Annotated in this window: 15 protein-coding genes; 13 read left to right on the plus strand and 2 right to left on the minus strand. The window is 71.2% G+C overall.

Going from position 1 to position 16,929, the window contains the following annotated elements:
• Positions 1-64 precede the first annotated feature (64 nt).
• On the plus strand, positions 65-1,201 hold the full coding sequence (locus AB0D99_RS05720; RefSeq protein WP_362357298.1) for a uroporphyrinogen-III synthase: 1,137 nt from the start codon (positions 65-67) through the stop codon (positions 1,199-1,201).
• A 21-nt stretch (positions 1,202-1,222) separates the two neighbouring features.
• On the opposite strand, the gene AB0D99_RS05725 is transcribed toward AB0D99_RS05720, so the two are convergent.
• Positions 1,223-1,720, minus strand: a complete 498-nt coding sequence (locus tag AB0D99_RS05725; RefSeq protein WP_362357300.1) for an anthrone oxygenase family protein — start codon at positions 1,718-1,720, stop codon at positions 1,223-1,225.
• A gap of 209 nt (positions 1,721-1,929) precedes the next feature.
• Between AB0D99_RS05725 and AB0D99_RS05730 the strand changes: the two genes are divergently transcribed.
• From AB0D99_RS05730 to AB0D99_RS05755, 6 genes are all read left to right on the plus strand, one after another.
• On the plus strand, positions 1,930-2,481 hold the full coding sequence (locus AB0D99_RS05730; RefSeq protein ID WP_362357302.1) for an ABATE domain-containing protein: 552 nt from the start codon (positions 1,930-1,932) through the stop codon (positions 2,479-2,481).
• A gap of 82 nt (positions 2,482-2,563) precedes the next feature.
• The gene (locus AB0D99_RS05735; protein ID WP_362357304.1) at positions 2,564-3,151 is read left to right on the plus strand and encodes a sigma-70 family RNA polymerase sigma factor; all 588 of its coding nucleotides are present in this window, start codon (positions 2,564-2,566) and stop codon (positions 3,149-3,151) included.
• Positions 3,148-4,062: a zf-HC2 domain-containing protein gene (locus AB0D99_RS05740; protein WP_362357306.1), complete on the plus strand. Its 915-nt coding sequence runs from the start codon at positions 3,148-3,150 to the stop codon at positions 4,060-4,062. The genes AB0D99_RS05735 and AB0D99_RS05740 overlap by 4 nt, the downstream gene beginning before the upstream one ends.
• A gap of 62 nt (positions 4,063-4,124) precedes the next feature.
• Positions 4,125-6,470, plus strand: coding sequence for a UvrD-helicase domain-containing protein (locus AB0D99_RS05745; protein WP_362357308.1), 2,346 nt, complete (start codon positions 4,125-4,127; stop codon positions 6,468-6,470).
• Between the two features lie 366 nt (positions 6,471-6,836).
• On the plus strand, positions 6,837-8,273 hold the full coding sequence (locus AB0D99_RS05750; protein WP_362357310.1) for an NAD-dependent malic enzyme: 1,437 nt from the start codon (positions 6,837-6,839) through the stop codon (positions 8,271-8,273).
• 379 nt (positions 8,274-8,652) lie between these two features.
• Positions 8,653-8,934, plus strand: a complete 282-nt coding sequence (locus AB0D99_RS05755; protein ID WP_017237029.1) for an HU family DNA-binding protein — start codon at positions 8,653-8,655, stop codon at positions 8,932-8,934.
• Between the two features lie 161 nt (positions 8,935-9,095).
• Here the strand turns inward: AB0D99_RS05755 and murA are convergent, their stop codons facing one another.
• Positions 9,096-10,436, minus strand: a complete 1,341-nt coding sequence (gene murA / locus AB0D99_RS05760; RefSeq protein WP_352187417.1) for a UDP-N-acetylglucosamine 1-carboxyvinyltransferase — start codon at positions 10,434-10,436, stop codon at positions 9,096-9,098.
• 266 nt (positions 10,437-10,702) lie between these two features.
• Here murA and AB0D99_RS05765 point away from each other — a divergent pair, with 266 nt between their 5' ends.
• The 6 genes from AB0D99_RS05765 to AB0D99_RS05790 all read left to right on the plus strand — a co-directional run bounded on the left by AB0D99_RS05765 (position 10,703) and on the right by AB0D99_RS05790 (position 16,746).
• Positions 10,703-11,263 (plus strand): YqgE/AlgH family protein, encoded by a 561-nt coding sequence (locus tag AB0D99_RS05765; protein ID WP_362357313.1) that lies wholly within the window; start codon positions 10,703-10,705, stop codon positions 11,261-11,263.
• Positions 11,264-11,292: 29 nt separating this feature from the next.
• Positions 11,293-11,586, plus strand: coding sequence for a DUF3039 domain-containing protein (locus AB0D99_RS05770; protein WP_329120009.1), 294 nt, complete (start codon positions 11,293-11,295; stop codon positions 11,584-11,586).
• Between the two features lie 209 nt (positions 11,587-11,795).
• Positions 11,796-13,103: an extracellular solute-binding protein gene (locus tag AB0D99_RS05775; protein WP_362357315.1), complete on the plus strand. Its 1,308-nt coding sequence runs from the start codon at positions 11,796-11,798 to the stop codon at positions 13,101-13,103.
• Between the two features lie 2 nt (positions 13,104-13,105).
• Positions 13,106-14,146: a sugar ABC transporter permease gene (locus AB0D99_RS05780; protein ID WP_362357687.1), complete on the plus strand. Its 1,041-nt coding sequence runs from the start codon at positions 13,106-13,108 to the stop codon at positions 14,144-14,146.
• Complete coding sequence (locus tag AB0D99_RS05785) at positions 14,143-14,982, plus strand: carbohydrate ABC transporter permease (protein ID WP_362357317.1); 840 nt, start codon at positions 14,143-14,145, stop codon at positions 14,980-14,982. Before AB0D99_RS05780 ends, AB0D99_RS05785 begins: the two co-directional genes overlap by 4 nt.
• 78 nt (positions 14,983-15,060) lie before the next feature.
• Entirely contained in the window at positions 15,061-16,746 is a 1,686-nt protein-coding gene (locus AB0D99_RS05790) for a beta-N-acetylhexosaminidase (RefSeq protein WP_362357319.1), read from the plus strand.
• Positions 16,747-16,929 lie beyond the last annotated feature (183 nt).

The raw sequence follows: 16,929 nt of genomic DNA on the forward strand, positions 1-16,929 counted from the left end.
CCGTAACGGCCAGGAAATACCGGCGAACCGAGTCTGTGACCAATCGCCGTCAGGCTCGGTCGTCATGTACGAGCAAGAGCAGGGTCCCCTCGCGGGGTTCACCGTCGGCGTCACGGCGGCACGGCGCGCGGACGAGCTGGGCGCGCTCCTTCGCCGCCGGGGCGCGGCCGTGGTCCACGGTCCGGCACTCAGGATCGTGCCGCTCGCGGACGACACGGAACTGCTCGCCGCCACCAAGGAACTCATCGACCACGCCCCGGACGTCGTCGTCGCCACCACGGCGATCGGCTTCCGGGGCTGGGTCGAGGCGGCGGACGGCTGGGGCTACGGCGAGGAGCTCCTCGACTGCCTGCGGGGCGTCGAACTCCTCGCCCGCGGGCCCAAGGTCAAGGGAGCGGTGCGGGCGGCGGGGCTCACGGAGACGTGGTCGCCGTCGTCCGAGTCCATGGCCGAGGTGCTCGACCGGCTCCTCGCCGAGGGGGTGGCGGGACGGAGGATCGCGCTCCAGCTGCACGGGGAGCCGCTGCCCGGCTTCGTGGAGGCGCTGACGGCGGGCGGTGCGGAGGTCGTCGGCGTACCGGTCTACCGGTGGATGCCGCCGGAGGACCTCGCCCCGCTGGACCGGCTCCTGGACGGGGCGCTCGGCGGGTCCCTGGACGCGGTCACCTTCACCAGCGCGCCGGCCGCCGCCTCGCTGCTGACACGGGCGCAGGACCGGGGGCTGCTGCCGGAGTTCCTCGCGGCGCTCCGGAACGAGGTGCTCGCGGTCTGCGTGGGGCCGGTGACGGCGCTGCCGCTGCAGGCGCACGGCGTCGACACGCTCCAGCCGGAGCGCTTCCGGCTCGGTCCGCTGGTGCAGCTGCTCTGCCAGGAGCTGCCCTCCCGGGCCCGCGCGCTCCCGGTGGCGGGACACCGCATCGAGATCCGCGGGCACGCGGTCCTCGTCGACGGCTGTCTGCGCCCGGTCCCGCCGGCCGGGATGGCGCTGCTGGACACCCTGGCACGGCGACCGGGCTGGGTCGTCTCCCGCGCCGACCTGCTGCGCGCCCTGCCGGGCGCGGGCCGCGACGAGCACGCCGTGGAGACGGCGATGGCCCGGCTGCGGACGGCACTCGGCACGCCGAAGCTGATCCAGACGGTGGTCAAGCGGGGGTACCGGCTGGCGCTCGATCCGGTGGCGGACAGCAAGTACGACGAGTAGGAGAGGCGGAGCGGGGCACGGTCACCGCGCCCCGCGATCGCCGGCCCCGCGCACCGAGAGCGCCCGCAGCAGGCAGACGAAGCCCACGGCCGTCAGGCCCGCGCGGACGACGTTCCACGCCACCCACGGGGTCTCGAAGTCAGCGCGGGCCCGCACCGGTTCCGATGCGGCCGCGAGGGCGTCGTTGAGCGGGACGTTCACGGCCGAGGTGACCACGAAGACGGCCACGTACAGGATCAGCGCCGCGAGCGCCCACGGCTTCGCCGGTGTGCCCCGCGACTGCCATGCCGCGATCGCCGTCAGGATCAGCGCCCCGAAGAAGGGCGTGAAGAAGACCGGATTCTGGATCACGTCGTTGATGTTCCGCATCACCTCGACGAAGACCCGGTCGTCGCTGCGCGCCAGTGCCGGCATCACCGAGCACACGTACGCGAACCAGACCCCGGCGATCAGTCCCGTCGCCACCGTCGCGGCGCCCAGCACCGTGCCGGCCGCCGTCCCACCCCTGTTGTTCGTCATGCCCCCAGTCAAGCGACCGGAGCCGGGCGGATCCATGGGTGCGCGTCCACGCTCCATACGCGGGCGTCCACGGGGGCGGGCTTCGCGACAGCCCTCCGGGACACGAACCGTGACGCGCCCCCTGGCGGGGTCCGCCCGCTGTGGGCACTCTGGTCGGGCGCCCCACCGGCTCCCCGCCGGCCCCACGACCGCGAGGTGGTGACAGGGTCATGACCGTACGGTTCGACTCCGGGCGGATCTGCCTGGATCTGGCCGCCCACGCGCTCGGCCGCGCCGACGCGCTCGACGACTTCCTGCGCACCACCGGACTCGTCCCGGCCGCCACCCCGCTCGCCGCGCTCGACGCCCACTGGCTCCTCCGCTTCCGTGAACTGCGCGACTGCGTCCGCGAACTCGTCGGAGCCCAGCTCGACGGGCGGTGCGCCGGTCCCGCGCTGGAACGCCTCAACGCGTTCGCCGCCGCCTCCGCCCCGCCCGCGCCCCGCGCCGTCCGCACGGAAGCCGGAGGGCTCGTACGGGCGTTGAGCGACGAACCCGACTGCCGCGCCCTGCTCGCCGCCGTCGCCCGGGACGCCGTCGACCTCCTCACCGACCCGGCCGCCCGCGCCCTGCTCCGACGGTGTGAGGGAGACAACTGCCGCCGCTGCTACCTCGATACGTCGCGAGGACGCCGGCGGCGCTGGTGCTCCAGTGAGACCTGCGGTAACCGAGAGCGAGTTGCCCGGCATCGGGCAGCCCGCAAGGGAATCGTGCCCGTGTGAAAAAATCTCGCACGACGTTGAGTCGAACCCGCTCCGGCTCCGTACCTCTCGGCGACAACAAGGTCTCGACCGGGAGGTTCAGGTGCGCAAGGATGCGGCCGTGGCCGATGACCGTCCGCATCGGGCCCGGCATCGCAGCGAGGTGCCACGCATTCGACCCGACGTCCCTGACGAGGAGTTGATGCGTGCTCTCTATCGCGAACATGCCGGACCCCTGCTCGCCTACGTACTACGCCTCGTCGCCGGCGACCGCCAGCGTGCCGAGGACGTCGTACAGGAGACGCTCATCCGTGCCTGGAAGAACGCCGGCCAGCTCAACAGGGCGACCGGCTCCGTCCGACCTTGGCTGGTGACGGTTGCCCGGCGCATCGTCATCGACGGCCACCGCAGCCGGCAGGCCCGGCCTCAGGAGGTCGATCCGTCACCGCTCGAGGTCCTGCCCGCGGAGGACGAGATCGACAAGGCGCTGTGGCTGATGACGCTCTCTGATGCGCTCGAAGATTTGACGCCCGCCCACCGGGAAGTGTTGGTCGAGACCTACTTCAAGGGGCGTACGGTCAATGAGGCGGCCGAGACCCTCGGCATACCTGCCGGGACCGTGCGTTCCCGGGTTTTCTACGCACTCCGTTCGATGAAGCTCGCGCTGGAGGAGAGGGGGGTATCGGCATGACACCGCCGCACGACGCCGCGGGTGCGTACGTACTCGGCATCCTGGACGACGTCGACGCCGCCGCCTTCGAGGCGCACCTGGTGAACTGCGACCTCTGCACCGCGCACGTCGAGGAGTTCGCCGGGATGGAGCCGATGCTGGCGATGCTGGCGGACGGCGGCACCACGCCCGCCGCGCCCGAGACCTACACCGGCCCGTACGCCGCCCCCGACCCCTTCACCGGGCCGGTCGGATCCATGGGACCCGTGGGTCCCGCGACCGATCCGTACGCGGACCGGATCTTCGACGACTTCGCGCCGCGGCCGCCGGCCCCGCCCCGCCCCCGGCGCGTCCCCACCGCTCCGGTCTCCCTCGACTCCACACCCGGGCCGCAGCTCCTCGGCCGGCTCATGGACGAGGTGGGCGCCAAGCGGGCGCGCTCCCGGCGCCGCACCTTCTACCTCGTCGCGGCCGCCGCCGTCCTGGTCATCGGCGGTCCCGCCGTCGCCGTCGTCGCCACCTCCGGAGGAGACAAGGAGAACCGGGCGATCGACCCCCACCCCACCAGTCCCGCCGAGGACGCCTTCTTCAACCACATGGAGGAGAAGATCCAGGCCACCGACCCGACGACCCGGGTCAGCGCCACGGTCGGCATGGAGAAGAAGGGCTGGGGCACCCACACCGTCCTCGAACTCAAGAACGTCAAGGGCCCGCTCAAGTGCCGGCTCGTCGCCGTCTCCAAGAGCGGTGAGGAGGAGGTCGTCACCTCCTGGGCCGTCCCCACGTGGGGCTACGGCATCCCCGGAGCCACCCAGGAGAGCGCCAAGAACCCGCTCTACGTGCACGGCGGGGCGGCCATGGAGCGCAACGACATCGACCACTTCGAGGTCCGGACCTTCGACGGCGAACGCCTCGTGGAGGTCGACGCCTGACATTTCGGCCCCCTGTGGCGTACGCTCGACGGCTGCCCAGTGCACGTCAGAAGGGGGCCTTAGTGGCCGCGCAGGAAGCCGTGGACACCGTGGACACGGTCCGGGACCGTGAGATCGGTGTCGAGCAGGAACATCTGGACCAGGTCTACCGCCGCCTCGAGGAGAAGATCCGCGAGGCGGAGTTCCTGATGAACGACGCCGCCAAGCGCGGCCAGGTCGGCACGCCCGGCGCGCTCGCCGAGCGCGACGCCCAGGTGTTCCGGGCCGGTATCCACCTCAACCGGCTCAACAACGAGTTCGAGGACTTCCTCTTCGGCCGGATCGACCTGCTCTACGGCAAGGACGGCAAGAAGGGCCCCGACGGCGCCTACACCTCCGTCGAGCCCGCCGAGGACGCCGTACGGCCCGACAACACGGCCGACATCGGCGAGACCCTCCACATCGGCCGGATCGGCGTCCTCGACTCCGACTACGCACCGCTCGTCATCGACTGGCGCGCACCCGCCGCCGCCCCCTTCTACCGCTCCACGCCGGTCGACCCCGGCCGGGTGGTGCGCCGCCGCGTCATCCGCTCCAAGGGCCGCAAGGTCCTCGGCGTCGAGGACGACCTGATGCGCCCCGAGCTGAAGGCGACGCTGGCCGGGAACGAGCTGCCGGTGATCGGCGACGGCGCCCTGATGGCCGCCCTCGGCCAGGCCCGCAGCCACACCATGCGCGACATCGTCTCCTCCATCCAGGCCGAGCAGGACCTGGTCATCCGCGCGCCCGCCGCCTCCGTCACCTACGTCGAGGGCGGCCCGGGCACCGGGAAGACGGCGGTCGCCCTGCACCGGGCGGCCTACCTGCTCTACCAGGACCGGCGGCGGTACGCGGGGGGCATCCTGATCGTCTCCCCGACCCCGCTGCTCGTCTCCTACACCGAGGGCGTCCTGCCCTCGCTGGGCGAGGAGGGCCAGGTCGCCATCCGCGCCCTCGGCTCGCTCGTGGACGGCGAGGAGGCCACCACGTACGACGAGCCCGCCGTGGCCCGCGTCAAGGGCTCCTCCCGGATGCTCGCCGTCCTGCGCAAGGCCGCCCGCGGCGCCCTGGAGACCCCGGCGCCCAAGCCCGCCGAGGGCGACCAGCTCTCCTTCGACGAGCCCCAGGAGCCCGCCGGCACGCCCACCCGCCTGCGGGTCGTCGCCTTCGGCCGCCGGCTGGAGCTGGAGGCCGACGAGCTCCACCGCATCCGGCACAACGTCCTGGGCGGCTCCGCCCCCGTCAACCTGCTGCGCCCGCGCGCCCGCAGGCTGCTGCTCGACGCGCTGTACGCCAAGTCCGGCGCCGCCGGCCGGCACAGTGACCCCGAGCTCGCCGCGGAGCTGCGCTCCTCCTTCGACGAGGACGTCTCCACGGAGGACTCGTTCCTCCACTTCCTCGACGCCTGGTGGCCCGAGCTCACCCCCCGCCAGGTCCTCGCCGCGATGGCGGACGAGAAGCGCCTCGGCCGCTGGGCCCGGCGCGTCCTCAACCCCGGCGAGGTCCGCCGCCTCGCCCGCTCCCTGCGGCGGGACGGGCTCTCCGTGCACGACGTGGCGCTCCTCGACGAGCTGAACACCCTCCTGGGCGCCCCGGTCCGGCCCCGCAAGAAGCGGGAGTACGACCCGCTGGACCAGCTGACGGGCCTGGAGGAGCTGATGCCCGTACGGGAGGAGACACAGCGGGAGCGGGCCGAACGGCTCGCGGCCGAGCGCACCGAGTACGCCCATGTCATCGTCGACGAGGCCCAGGACCTCACGCCCATGCAGTGGCGGATGGTGGGCCGGCGGGGCCGCACCGCGACCTGGACGGTCGTCGGGGACCCGGCGCAGTCGTCCTGGTCGACCCCGGACGAGGCCGCCGAGGCCCGCGACGAGGCGCTGGGCAGCCGCCCGCGCCGCCGCTTCGAGCTGACCGTGAACTACCGCAACCCCGCCGAGATCGCCGAGCTTGCCGCCAAGGTGCTCGCCCTCGCCATGCCCGGCAGCACCTCGCCGCGCGCGGTCCGGTCGACCGGTGTCGTCCCGCGCTTCGTGCCGGTGGAGGAGAAGATCGATCTGGCCGAAATCGTACGGAACGAGGCGCAACGCCTCCTCGAACAGGTGGACGGCACGGTCGGTGTCGTGGTCGCCATGAACCGGCGCGAGCAGGCCGCCCGCTGGCTGGCCGACCTCGGTGACCGGGTGGTGGCACTGGGCTCCCTGGAGGCCAAGGGCCTGGAGTACGACGCCACGGTGGTGGTCTCGCCCGCGGAGATCGCGGACGAGTCGCCGGCCGGTCTCCGGGTGCTGTACGTGGCGCTGACGCGTGCCACGCAGCAGCTCACCGTCGTCTCCGGCGCCCGGGACGTGCCGGACGCGAAGGGGGTCCCCGACCTGCTCAGGGACTGATTTCCGGTCAACCTGCGTCGCAGGAATCACTTGCCAGAGTGGTTTGTTAGCCTGTCTATGGCACCGGCTCGATCCAAGCCCCCGGGCCCAACCTTCGTCCCTCAGAGGGACCTCTTGCCGCGAGGCGAGCATGGCGGGTCGGTGCCACTTAGTACATAGCTACGAAGTTGAGGTCCCTGTCACCCCTGGTGGCGGGGACCTCTTCTGTTTCCCCACAGGTTCTCGTATGGTGGAAACTACTTTCCGAAAACAAAATGACCGCATTACCTGCTACCGGCAGGTAGGTGCGACGATCGGAGGGCGCCGCCGGGCAACCAGCCGAGGCGGCGTAGCAACGAAGCTCAGGGAAAGCAGAGGAACTCGGCCATGGCAACGGCGCCCAGCGTCTCGTACTCGATGACGGTCCGGCTGGAGGTTCCCGCCAGCGGAACCGCGGTCTCCCAGCTCACCACGGCGGTGGAGTCCCACGGCGGTTCCGTCACCGGCCTCGACGTGACCGCCTCCGGCCACGAGAAGCTGCGGATCGACGTCACCATCGCCGCCACCTCCACCGCGCACGCCGACGAGATCGTCGAGCAGCTGCGCACCATCGAGGGCGTCGTCCTCGGCAAGGTCTCCGACCGTACGTTCCTGATGCACCTCGGCGGCAAGATCGAGATGGCGTCGAAGCACCCCATCCGCAACCGTGACGACCTCTCCATGATCTACACCCCGGGCGTCGCCCGCGTGTGCATGGCGATCGCCGAGAACCCCGAGGACGCCCGCCGCCTCACCATCAAGCGCAACTCCGTCGCAGTCGTGACGGACGGCTCCGCCGTCCTCGGCCTCGGCAACATCGGCCCCAAGGCCGCCCTGCCCGTCATGGAGGGCAAGGCCGCCCTCTTCAAGCGGTTCGCCGGCATCGACGCCTGGCCGCTCTGCCTGGACACCCAGGACACCGACGCCATCGTCGAGATCGTCAAGGCGATCGCCCCCGGCTTCGCGGGCATCAACCTGGAGGACATCTCCGCCCCCCGCTGCTTCGAGATCGAGGCCCGCCTGCGCGAGGCCCTCGACATCCCCGTCTTCCACGACGACCAGCACGGCACGGCGATCGTCGTCCTCGCGGCCCTCACCAACGCCCTGCGCGTGGTGGGCAAGGGAATCGGCGACGTACGGGTCGTCATGTCCGGCGCCGGCGCGGCCGGTACGGCCATCCTCAAGCTGCTCATCGCGGCGGGCGTGAAGCACGCCGTCGTGGCCGACATCCACGGCGTCGTGCACGCCGGCCGCGAGGACCTCGTCGAGGCCGCGAAGGACTCGCCGCTGCGCTGGATCGCCGACAACACCAACCCCGAGGGCGTCACCGGCACCCTCAAGCAGGCCGTCGTCGACGCGGACGTCTTCATCGGCGTCTCCGCGCCGAACCTGCTCGGCGCGGACGACGTCGCCGCGATGGCGGAGGGCGCGATCGTGTTCGCGCTCGCGAACCCGGACCCCGAGGTCGACCCCGCAATCGCCCGCCAGACCGCGGCCGTTGTGGCCACCGGCCGCTCGGACTTCCCGAACCAGATCAACAACGTGCTGGTCTTCCCGGGCGTCTTCCGCGGTCTGCTGGACGCTCAGTCCCGCACGGTCAACACGGAGATGATGCTGGCGGCCGCCTCCGCCCTCGCCGACGTCGTCACCGAGGACGAGCTGAACCCGAACTACATCATCCCGTCGGTCTTCAACGACAAGGTCGCCGGTGCCGTCGCGGGCGCCGTCCGCACCGCCGCGAAGGCGGCGGGCGCGGGTGCCGACAACGGGACGAACGGACTCTGAGAGAGTTCGCGCACGACGTACGGCGGGCCGGAACGGGGCCGTGGAAGGTCCCGGGCCCGCCGTCGGGACGGCGCGTCGCCGGGCGCCGCGCCGTAGATCCGCCGTAGGGTGGCGCTTCGGCTCCAAAGAGTTTCGGCGGAGTCGACGGAACGTCACCACGCCAGAGCCCGTGGCGCTTTTCGTGTGACCCCAGAGGGTGCCGGATTGGCGTTCCCGCCGCTGGTGGGGGCAGGATGCCTATTCGGGCGCGAGGGTCTGTCACCAGACCCGGGTCCGGGGACTGTCCGAGGGCCCTGGCAGCATCGGCTTCGCTGTGCCCATACATGCGGCTCCGCCGCATGGCACGCCTCACAGGCAAGAAGAACACGGGAGTAACAACATGAACCGCAGTGAGCTGGTGGCCGCCCTGGCCGACCGCGCCGAGGTGACCCGCAAGGACGCCGACGCCGTGCTGGCCGCTCTCGCCGAGACCGTCGGCGAGGTCGTCGCCAAGGGCGACGAGAAGGTCACCATCCCCGGCTTCCTGACCTTCGAGCGCACCCACCGTGCCGCTCGCACCGCTCGTAACCCGCAGACCGGCGACCCGATCAACATCCCGGCCGGCTACAGCGTGAAGGTCTCCGCGGGCTCGAAGCTCAAGGAAGCCGCCAAGGGCAAGTAAGCCTGCAGGCACACCGCCGGAGGCGCCCACGCGGGCTTCTGGGCGGACGAAAGGGCGGCCACCCTGTCAGGGGGTGGCCGCCCTTTCGTACGCCCGCGAGAGGGCCCCTCGGGGCCCGCGGACCGCCTGAGGCCCTCGCGCCTCAGGCGGTCGCCGTCACGTCAGACGAGTGCGCTGCCGGGGAGCTCGACCTTCGCGCCCAGTTCCACGAGCTTCTCCATGAAGTTCTCGTAGCCGCGGTTGATCAGGTCGATGCCGTGGACGCGGGACGTGCCCTGGGCCGCCAGCGCCGCGATCAGGTACGAGAAGCCGCCCCGGAGGTCCGGGATGACCAGGTCGGCGCCCTGGAGCTTGGTGGGGCCGGACACGACCGCCGAGTGGAGGAAGTTGCGCTGACCGAAGCGGCAGTCCGAACCGCCCAGGCACTCGCGGTACAGCTGGATGTGGGCACCCATCTGGTTCAGCGCCGAGGTGAAACCGAGCCGCGACTCGTAGACCGTCTCGTGGACGATGGAGAGGCCCGCCGCCTGCGTCAGGGCCACCACCAGCGGCTGCTGCCAGTCCGTCTGGAAACCGGGGTGCACGTCCGTCTCCAGCGCGATCGCGTTGAGCGAGCCGCCCGGGTGCCAGAAGCGGATGCCCTCGTCGTCGATCTCGAAGGCGCCACCCACCTTCCGGTAGGTGTTGAGGAACGTCATCATCGAGCGCTGCTGGGCACCGCGCACGTAGATGTTGCCCTCGGTCGCCAGCGCCGCCGACGCCCAGGACGCCGCCTCCAGGCGGTCCGGGAGCGCGCGGTGCGTGTAGCCGTCGAGCTTGTCGACACCGGTGATGCGGATGGTGCGGTCGGTGTCCATCGAGATGATCGCGCCCATTTTCTGCAGGACGCAGATCAGGTCCTCGATCTCCGGCTCCACGGCGGCGTTGGAGAGCTCGGTGACGCCCTCCGCCAGCACGGCCGTGAGCAGCACCTGCTCCGTCGAGCCGACCGAGGGGTACGGCAGCCGGATCTTGGTGCCGCGCAGCCGCTGCGGGGCCTCCAGGTACTGGCCGTCCGCCCGCTTCTCGATCGTCGCGCCGAACTGACGCAGCACGTCGAAGTGGAAGTCGATCGGGCGTCCGCCGATGTCGCAGCCGCCCAGGCCGGGGATGAAGGCGTGGCCGAGGCGGTGCAGCAGCGGTCCGCAGAAGAGGATCGGGATGCGCGACGAACCGGCGTGGGCATCGATGTCGGCCACGTTGGCGGACTCGACGTGCGTCGGGTCGAGAACCAGCTCGCCCGGCTCCTCGCCGGGGCGGACCGTCACTCCGTGCAGCTGCAGCAGCCCGCGGACCACACGGACGTCACGGATGTCGGGCACGTTGCGCAGTCGGCTCGGCCCGCTGCCGAGGAGAGCGGCGACCATCGCCTTGGGCACGAGGTTCTTCGCGCCGCGGACGCGGATCTCACCCTCCAGCGGGGTTCCGCCGTGGACAAGCAGTACATCGTCTGTGCCGGTCATGAATCTCGCGTTCCGGTGGGGGTCGGGCAGGGGGCCAGGGAAAAGGGTAAGGGGCGGGGGCACCCCCCTAGGAAGCATCAGGGGGCCTGTCAGATGTAATGAATTCGGCACAACACTCTCTGTTCACCCAATCTTGCGGAGCGTCACGGTCCGTTTGTGTCCGGCGGGCGCCGTCCGGATCCGCCCTGAACTGCGCGGGTACCCCGTGTGTGTCCACTCCACCGGACGACCTCCCTAATCGGCGAAGATGCGGGATCATGTGTCGCATGACCGAGGTGTCCTCGCTCACAGGGCGGCTGCTCGTCGCCACCCCCGCCCTGGCCGACCCGAATTTCGACCGCGCGGTGGTGCTGCTCCTCGACCATGACGACGAGGGTTCGCTCGGCGTGGTTCTCAACCGGCCGACCCCCGTCACGGTCGGTGACATCCTCGCGCCCTGGGCCGACCTCGCGGGCGACCCCGGCGTGGTCTTCCAGGGCGGCCCCGTCTCCCTGGACGCGGCGCTCGGTGTCGCGGTCATCCCCGGTGACGAGGGTCCGCTGGGCTGGCGCCGCGTGTTCGGGGCGATCGGCCTGGTCGACCTGGAGACCCCGCCGGAACTCCTCGGCCCGGCCCTGGGCTCGCTGCGGATCTTCGCCGGCTACGCGGGCTGGGGCCCGGGCCAGCTGGAGACGGAACTCGGCGAGGGCGCCTGGTACGTGGTCGAGTCCGAGCCGGGCGACGTGTCCTCGCCCCACCCCGAGACCCTGTGGCGAGAGGTCCTGCGCCGCCAGCGGAGCGACCTCGCGATGGTGGCGACGTACCCGGACGATCCCTCGCTCAACTGAACCCGGGCTTTTCAGTACCCTTGGTCTCCATGAGCACTCTCGAGCCCGAGCGCGGGGCAGGTACGGGAACCCTCGTGGAGCCGACGCCGCAGGTGTCCCACGGTGACGGCGACCACGAGCGCTACGCCCACTACGTCCAGAAGGACAAGATCATGGCGAGTGCCCTCGACGGCACTCCCGTGGTGGCACTGTGCGGCAAGGTCTGGGTACCGGGGCGCGACCCCAAGAAGTACCCCGTCTGCCCGATGTGCAAGGAGATCTACGAGTCCATGGGTCCCGGTGGGGACAAGGGCAAGGACGGCAAGGGCGGCGACAAGAAGTAGCCCGCTCTCCCGCCGCGGGGACGGCCCCCGGTGCGTGTACCTCGGTACGCGCACCGGGGGCCGTCTCGCGTTGCAGAGGGTGCTTCCCCCGGTCACAGAGTGGTTGAGACCACTTGTCCGGGAGTTGGCGCGGCCCTAACCTCTCGCGTGTTGTGCAGCACGAAACGCCCGTTGCGTATGCTGCAACGCCGATTGGTGGGAGCCCCCGTATGAAGCTTTCTGCCCGTATCGCCGCCCCTGTCACCGCACTCGTCCTCGCCGGCCTCACCGCCACCGCCTGCGCCCCGCAGACCTCCGACGGCAAGGCCACGACGGACGAGAAGACCGGCACCGTGCGCGTCTGGCTCTTCCAGGAGGTCGCCAACGCGCCCAAGGAGCAGGTCGTCGACGCCGCGGTCGCCGCCTTCGAGCAGCGGCACAAGGGGGCGAAGGTCGAGGTCGAGTACATCCCCGTCGACACCCGCGCCCAGCGCATCAAGGCCGCCTTCAACGACCCGAAGTCCGCCCCCGACCTCATCGAGTACGGCAACACCGACACCGCCGGCTACGTGAAGGACGGCGGACTCGCCGACATCAGCGCCGAGTTCGGCGGCTGGGCCGACGCCGAGGACACCGACGCCACGGCCAAGGCGTCCGTCACCGTGGACGGCAGGATCTACGGCGCCCCGCTCTTCGTCGGCGTCCGCGCGCTCTACTACCGGACCGACGTCTTCAAGGACCTCGGCATCTCCGCGCCCACGTCCCAGGACGAACTCGTCTCCACCGCCAAGAAGATCCACAAGGCCAGGCCGGACCTCTACGGCATCGCCGTCGGAGGCGCCTACACCTACGGCGCCATGCCGTTCATCTGGGCCAACGGCGGCGAACTCGCCACCGAGGCGGGCGGGTCCTACAAGGCCGCCATCAACAGCGAGGCCGCGCGCAAGGGCATCGCCGCCTACACCTCCCTCTTCGGCGACGACAACTGTCCGGCCGCCAAGTGCGCGCAGATGGGCGGCAACGCGACCGTCACCGCCTTCGCCTCCGGCAAGGCGGCGATGGCCATCGGCGGCGACTTCAGCCACGCCGCCGTGGAGGCCGGCGCGGTCAAGGGCAAGTACGCCGTCGTACCGCTCCCGGGCGTCACGGCCGGCTCCATCGCCCCCGCCTTCGCCGGCGGCAACAACATCGGTGTGATGAAGAGCAGTTCGCACCGCACCCTCGCCGTCGAACTCATGAAGTCCCTGGCAGGCAAGGAGACCCAGGGCAGGCTCTTCGACGCGATGGGCTTCCTGCCGACCTACACCGACGTACGGGCCGAGGCCGCGCGCAAGCAGCCCTTCGTGAAGCCCTTCATCGACTCGCTCGGCGCCGGCGCCAAGTTCGTCCCCGCCTCCCCGGGCTGGGGCAAGATCGACTCCTCGCTGGTGCTGCCGACGATGTTCCAGGAGGTCGTCAGCGGCCGCAAGGACGTGAACGCCGCCTCGGACGACGCCGCCAGGAAGATGGACGAGGCCTTCGCGTCCGCGGGCCGATGACGATGACGGCCCGTACGAACGCCGGCGGCACACGGACGGACGGCCCGGCCGGTACGAAGACGGACGGCGCGCACCCCGCCGGCGGAGCCCCCGGCCCCGCCGCGGGCGGCCGGATCCCCCGTCCCCGTCGCCGGGCCCCGGGCGGCCCGGCGTCCCGCCCCCGCACCGGCCGCGCCGGGTGGACCCCCTGGCTCTACCTCCTGCCCGCGCTCGTCGTCCTCGGCGGGCTCCTGCTCTACCCCATCTACCAGCTCGGGCTCATCTCCTTCCTGGAGTACACCCAGGCCCAGGTCAGCGGCGGCGAGCCGACCTCCTTCCGGGGCTTCGGCAACTACACCGAGCTCTTCTCCGACCCGCAGTTCTGGCAGGTGCTCCTCGCCACGGTCCTGTTCGCCGCCGCATGCGTCGTCACCACCCTCGTGGTGGGCTGCGCGCTCGCGGTCCTGCTGACCCGCGTACGGGCCGTGCCGCGCCTCGCGCTCATGCTCGCCGCGCTCGGCGCCTGGGCCACCCCCGCCGTCACCGGCTCCACCGTCTGGGTCTTCCTCTTCGACCCCGACTTCGGCCCGGTGAACCGGCTCCTCGGCCTCGGCGACCACTCGTGGACGTACGACCGCCTCAGCGCCTTCGCGCTGGTCCTCTTCGAGGTCGTCTGGTGCTCGTTCCCGTTCGTGATGGTGACGGTGTACGCGGGCATCAAGGCCATCCCGGGGGAGGTCCTGGAGGCCGCCGCCCTCGACGGGGCGTCGCAGTGGCGGATCTGGCGTTCGGTCACGGCGCCGATGCTGCGGCCCATCCTCGTCGTCGTCACGATCCAGTCGATCATCTGGGACTTCAAGGTCTTCACCCAGATCTACGTGATGACGAACGGCGGTGGCATCGCCGGGCAGAACCTCGTCCTCAACGTGTACGCCTACCAGAAGGCGTTCGCCTCGTCCGAGTACAGCCTGGGCTCGGCGATCGGCGTCGTCATGCTGCTGATCCTGCTGGCGGTCACGCTGGTCTACCTCCGTCTGCTGCGCCGCCAGGGAGAAGAACTGTGAGCGCGTTCCGCATCCGGCGCCCCGGGCGCCTCGCGGCCGAGGCCGCCGCCCTGCTCGTCGCGGCCGCCGTCGCCTTCCCGCTGTACTGGATGGTCCTCTCCGCCTTCAAACCGGCCGGCGAGATCCAGTCGACCGACCCGCGGCCGTGGACGCTGTCCCCGTCCCTCGACTCCTTCCGGCGCGTCTTCGAACAGCAGGAGTTCGGCCGGTACTTCCTCAACTCGCTGATCGTGGCCGGCACGGTCGTCCTGGCCTCCGCGCTGATCGCGTTCCTCGCGGCGACCGCGGTGACCCGGTTCCGGTTCCGCTTCCGGACGACGCTGCTCATCATGTTCCTGGTCGCCCAGATGGTGCCGATCGAGGCCCTGACCATCCCGCTCTTCTTCCTGATGCGGGACTTCGGCCAACTCAACACACTGGGCTCGCTGATCCTGCCGCACATCGCCTTCTCGCTCCCGTTCGCGATCTGGATGCTCCGCGGATTCGTCAAGGCGGTCCCCGAGGCGCTGGAGGAACAGGCCCAGATCGACGGCGCGAGCCGCACGCGATTCCTGTGGCAGATCCTCTTCCCGCTGGTCTTCCCGGGGCTGGTGGCGACGAGCGTGTTCTCGTTCATCTCGACCTGGAACGACTTCCTCTTCGCGAAGTCCTTCCTCATCAGCGACACCTCGCAGTCCACCCTCCCGATGGCGCTGCTGGTCTTCTTCAAGCCGGACGAGAACGACTGGGGCGGGATCATGGCGGGGTCGACCGTGATGACGATCCCGGTACTCGTCTTCTTCGTCCTCGTACAGCGCCGCCTGGTCTCCGGACTCGGCGGGGCGGTCAAGGACTGAAGCGGGCCGCCCTCGCCGGCCCGCGTGACCCGCTTCCGCTCCGTGCCCCCAGGACCTCCGTCTCGAAAGGCCGATGCCATGCACGACGACCACGACCGTCACGAGCCGCTGATCCCCGAGCCCGGGAGGGTCGAGGCGCGCGAGGGCGGCCCCGGCGGCCCCGCGCTGGACGCGGACACGACGCTCGACGCGAGGCCGGGCACCGAGGGTGTGGCGCGCTGGCTCCGCGGCGCGCTCGGCGCCGCCACCGGACTGCCGTTCGCGCCCGTCGCCGGCGCCCAGGGCGGTCGTCACGGCGGCGGGATCCGGCTGCGCGTCAGTCCCGAGGTGGCGGAGGCGTACGGCCCCGAGGGCTACCGTCTGTCGACCGACGGTTCCCTCGACGACGTCGCCGTGCTCGTCGAGGGCGGCAGCGCGGCCGGCGTCTTCTGGGGTGCCCAGACGCTCCGTCAGCTGCTGGGACCCGACGCGTACCGGAAGGCTCCGGTCGGCCGGGCCGACCGGGTCTGGGACCTTCCCCCGCTCACCGTCACCGACGGCCCCCGTTTCCGCTGGCGCGGGCTCATGCTGGACGTCTCACGGCACTTCATGCCCAAGGACGACGTCCTGCGCTACCTCGATCTCCTCGCCGCCCACAAGCTCAACGTCCTCCACCTCCACCTCACCGACGACCAGGGCTGGCGCATCGAGATCAGGCGTCGTCCCCGGCTCACCGAGGTCGGCGCCTGGCGCGCCCGTACCAAGTGGGGGCACCGGGCCTCGCCGCTGTGGAACGAGACCCCGCACGGCGGTCACTACACGCACGAGGACATCCGCGAGATCGTCGCGTACGCCGCCGAGCGGCACATCACGGTCGTGCCCGAGATCGACATCCCCGGCCACTCGCAGGCCGCGATCGCCGCCTACCCCGAACTCGGCAACACCGACGTGGTCGACACCGCCTCCCTCGCCGTCTGGGACACCTGGGGCGTCAACCCGAACGTCCTCGCCCCCACCGACGCCACCCTCCGCTTCTACGAGGGAGTCTTCGAGGAGGTGCTGGAGCTCTTCCCCTCCACCTTCGTGCACGTCGGCGGCGACGAGTGCCCCAAGGGCCAGTGGCAGGAGTCCCCGACGGCCCAGGCCCGCATCAAGGAGCTGGGGCTCGCCGACGAGAACGAGCTGCAGTCCTGGTTCATCCGGCACTTCGACCGCTGGCTCGCCGACCGGGGACGCCGGCTGATCGGCTGGGACGAGATCCTGGAGGGTGGCCTCGCACCCGGTGCCGCCGTCTCCTCCTGGCGGGGGTACGCGGGCGGGATCACGGCGGCCGAGGCGGGCCACGACGTCGTCATGTGCCCCGAGCAGCAGGTGTATCTGGACCACCGTCAGGCGCCGGGCGAGGAGGAGCCGATGCCCATCGGGTACGTGCGGAGTCTGGAGGACGTCTACCGCTTCGAGCCCGTGCCGCCGGGGCTGTCCCCGGAGGCCGCCGCCCATGTCATCGGCACCCAGGCCAACGTCTGGACCGAGGTCATGGAGAACCGCGACCGGGTGGACTACCAGGTCTTCCCGCGCCTCGCCGCCTTCGCCGAGATCGCCTGGTCGGCCCTCCCCGCGCCCGAGGAGCGGGACTTCGCCGGGTTCGAGCGCCGGATGGCCGCCCATTACCGGCGCCTGGACGCCCTCGGCGTCGGCTACCGGCCGCCGACCGGACCGCTGCCGTGGCAGCGGCGCCCCGGCGTCCTGGGACGGCCCATCGAGGGGCTCCCCCCGAACGTGTGAGTAACCTCGCGCCCCCGTGTCACCCAAGAGCGGCAAACCGGAAGTTACCGTCCCCTGTGGGATCTCCTGGACGGAACCGTCCTTCGCGGACCCTCGCGTCGGGCGGCTCGGAAGATGTGCCAGAGTTGCCACGTCCGGCCTGTGAGCACGTACGGTACGGCCACACAGGCGTCACAGCCGGGG

Origin of the sequence: Streptomyces sp. NPDC047971 (assembly GCF_040653355.1) — a bacterium.
Classification (GTDB): Bacteria; Actinomycetota; Actinomycetes; order Streptomycetales; family Streptomycetaceae; genus Streptomyces.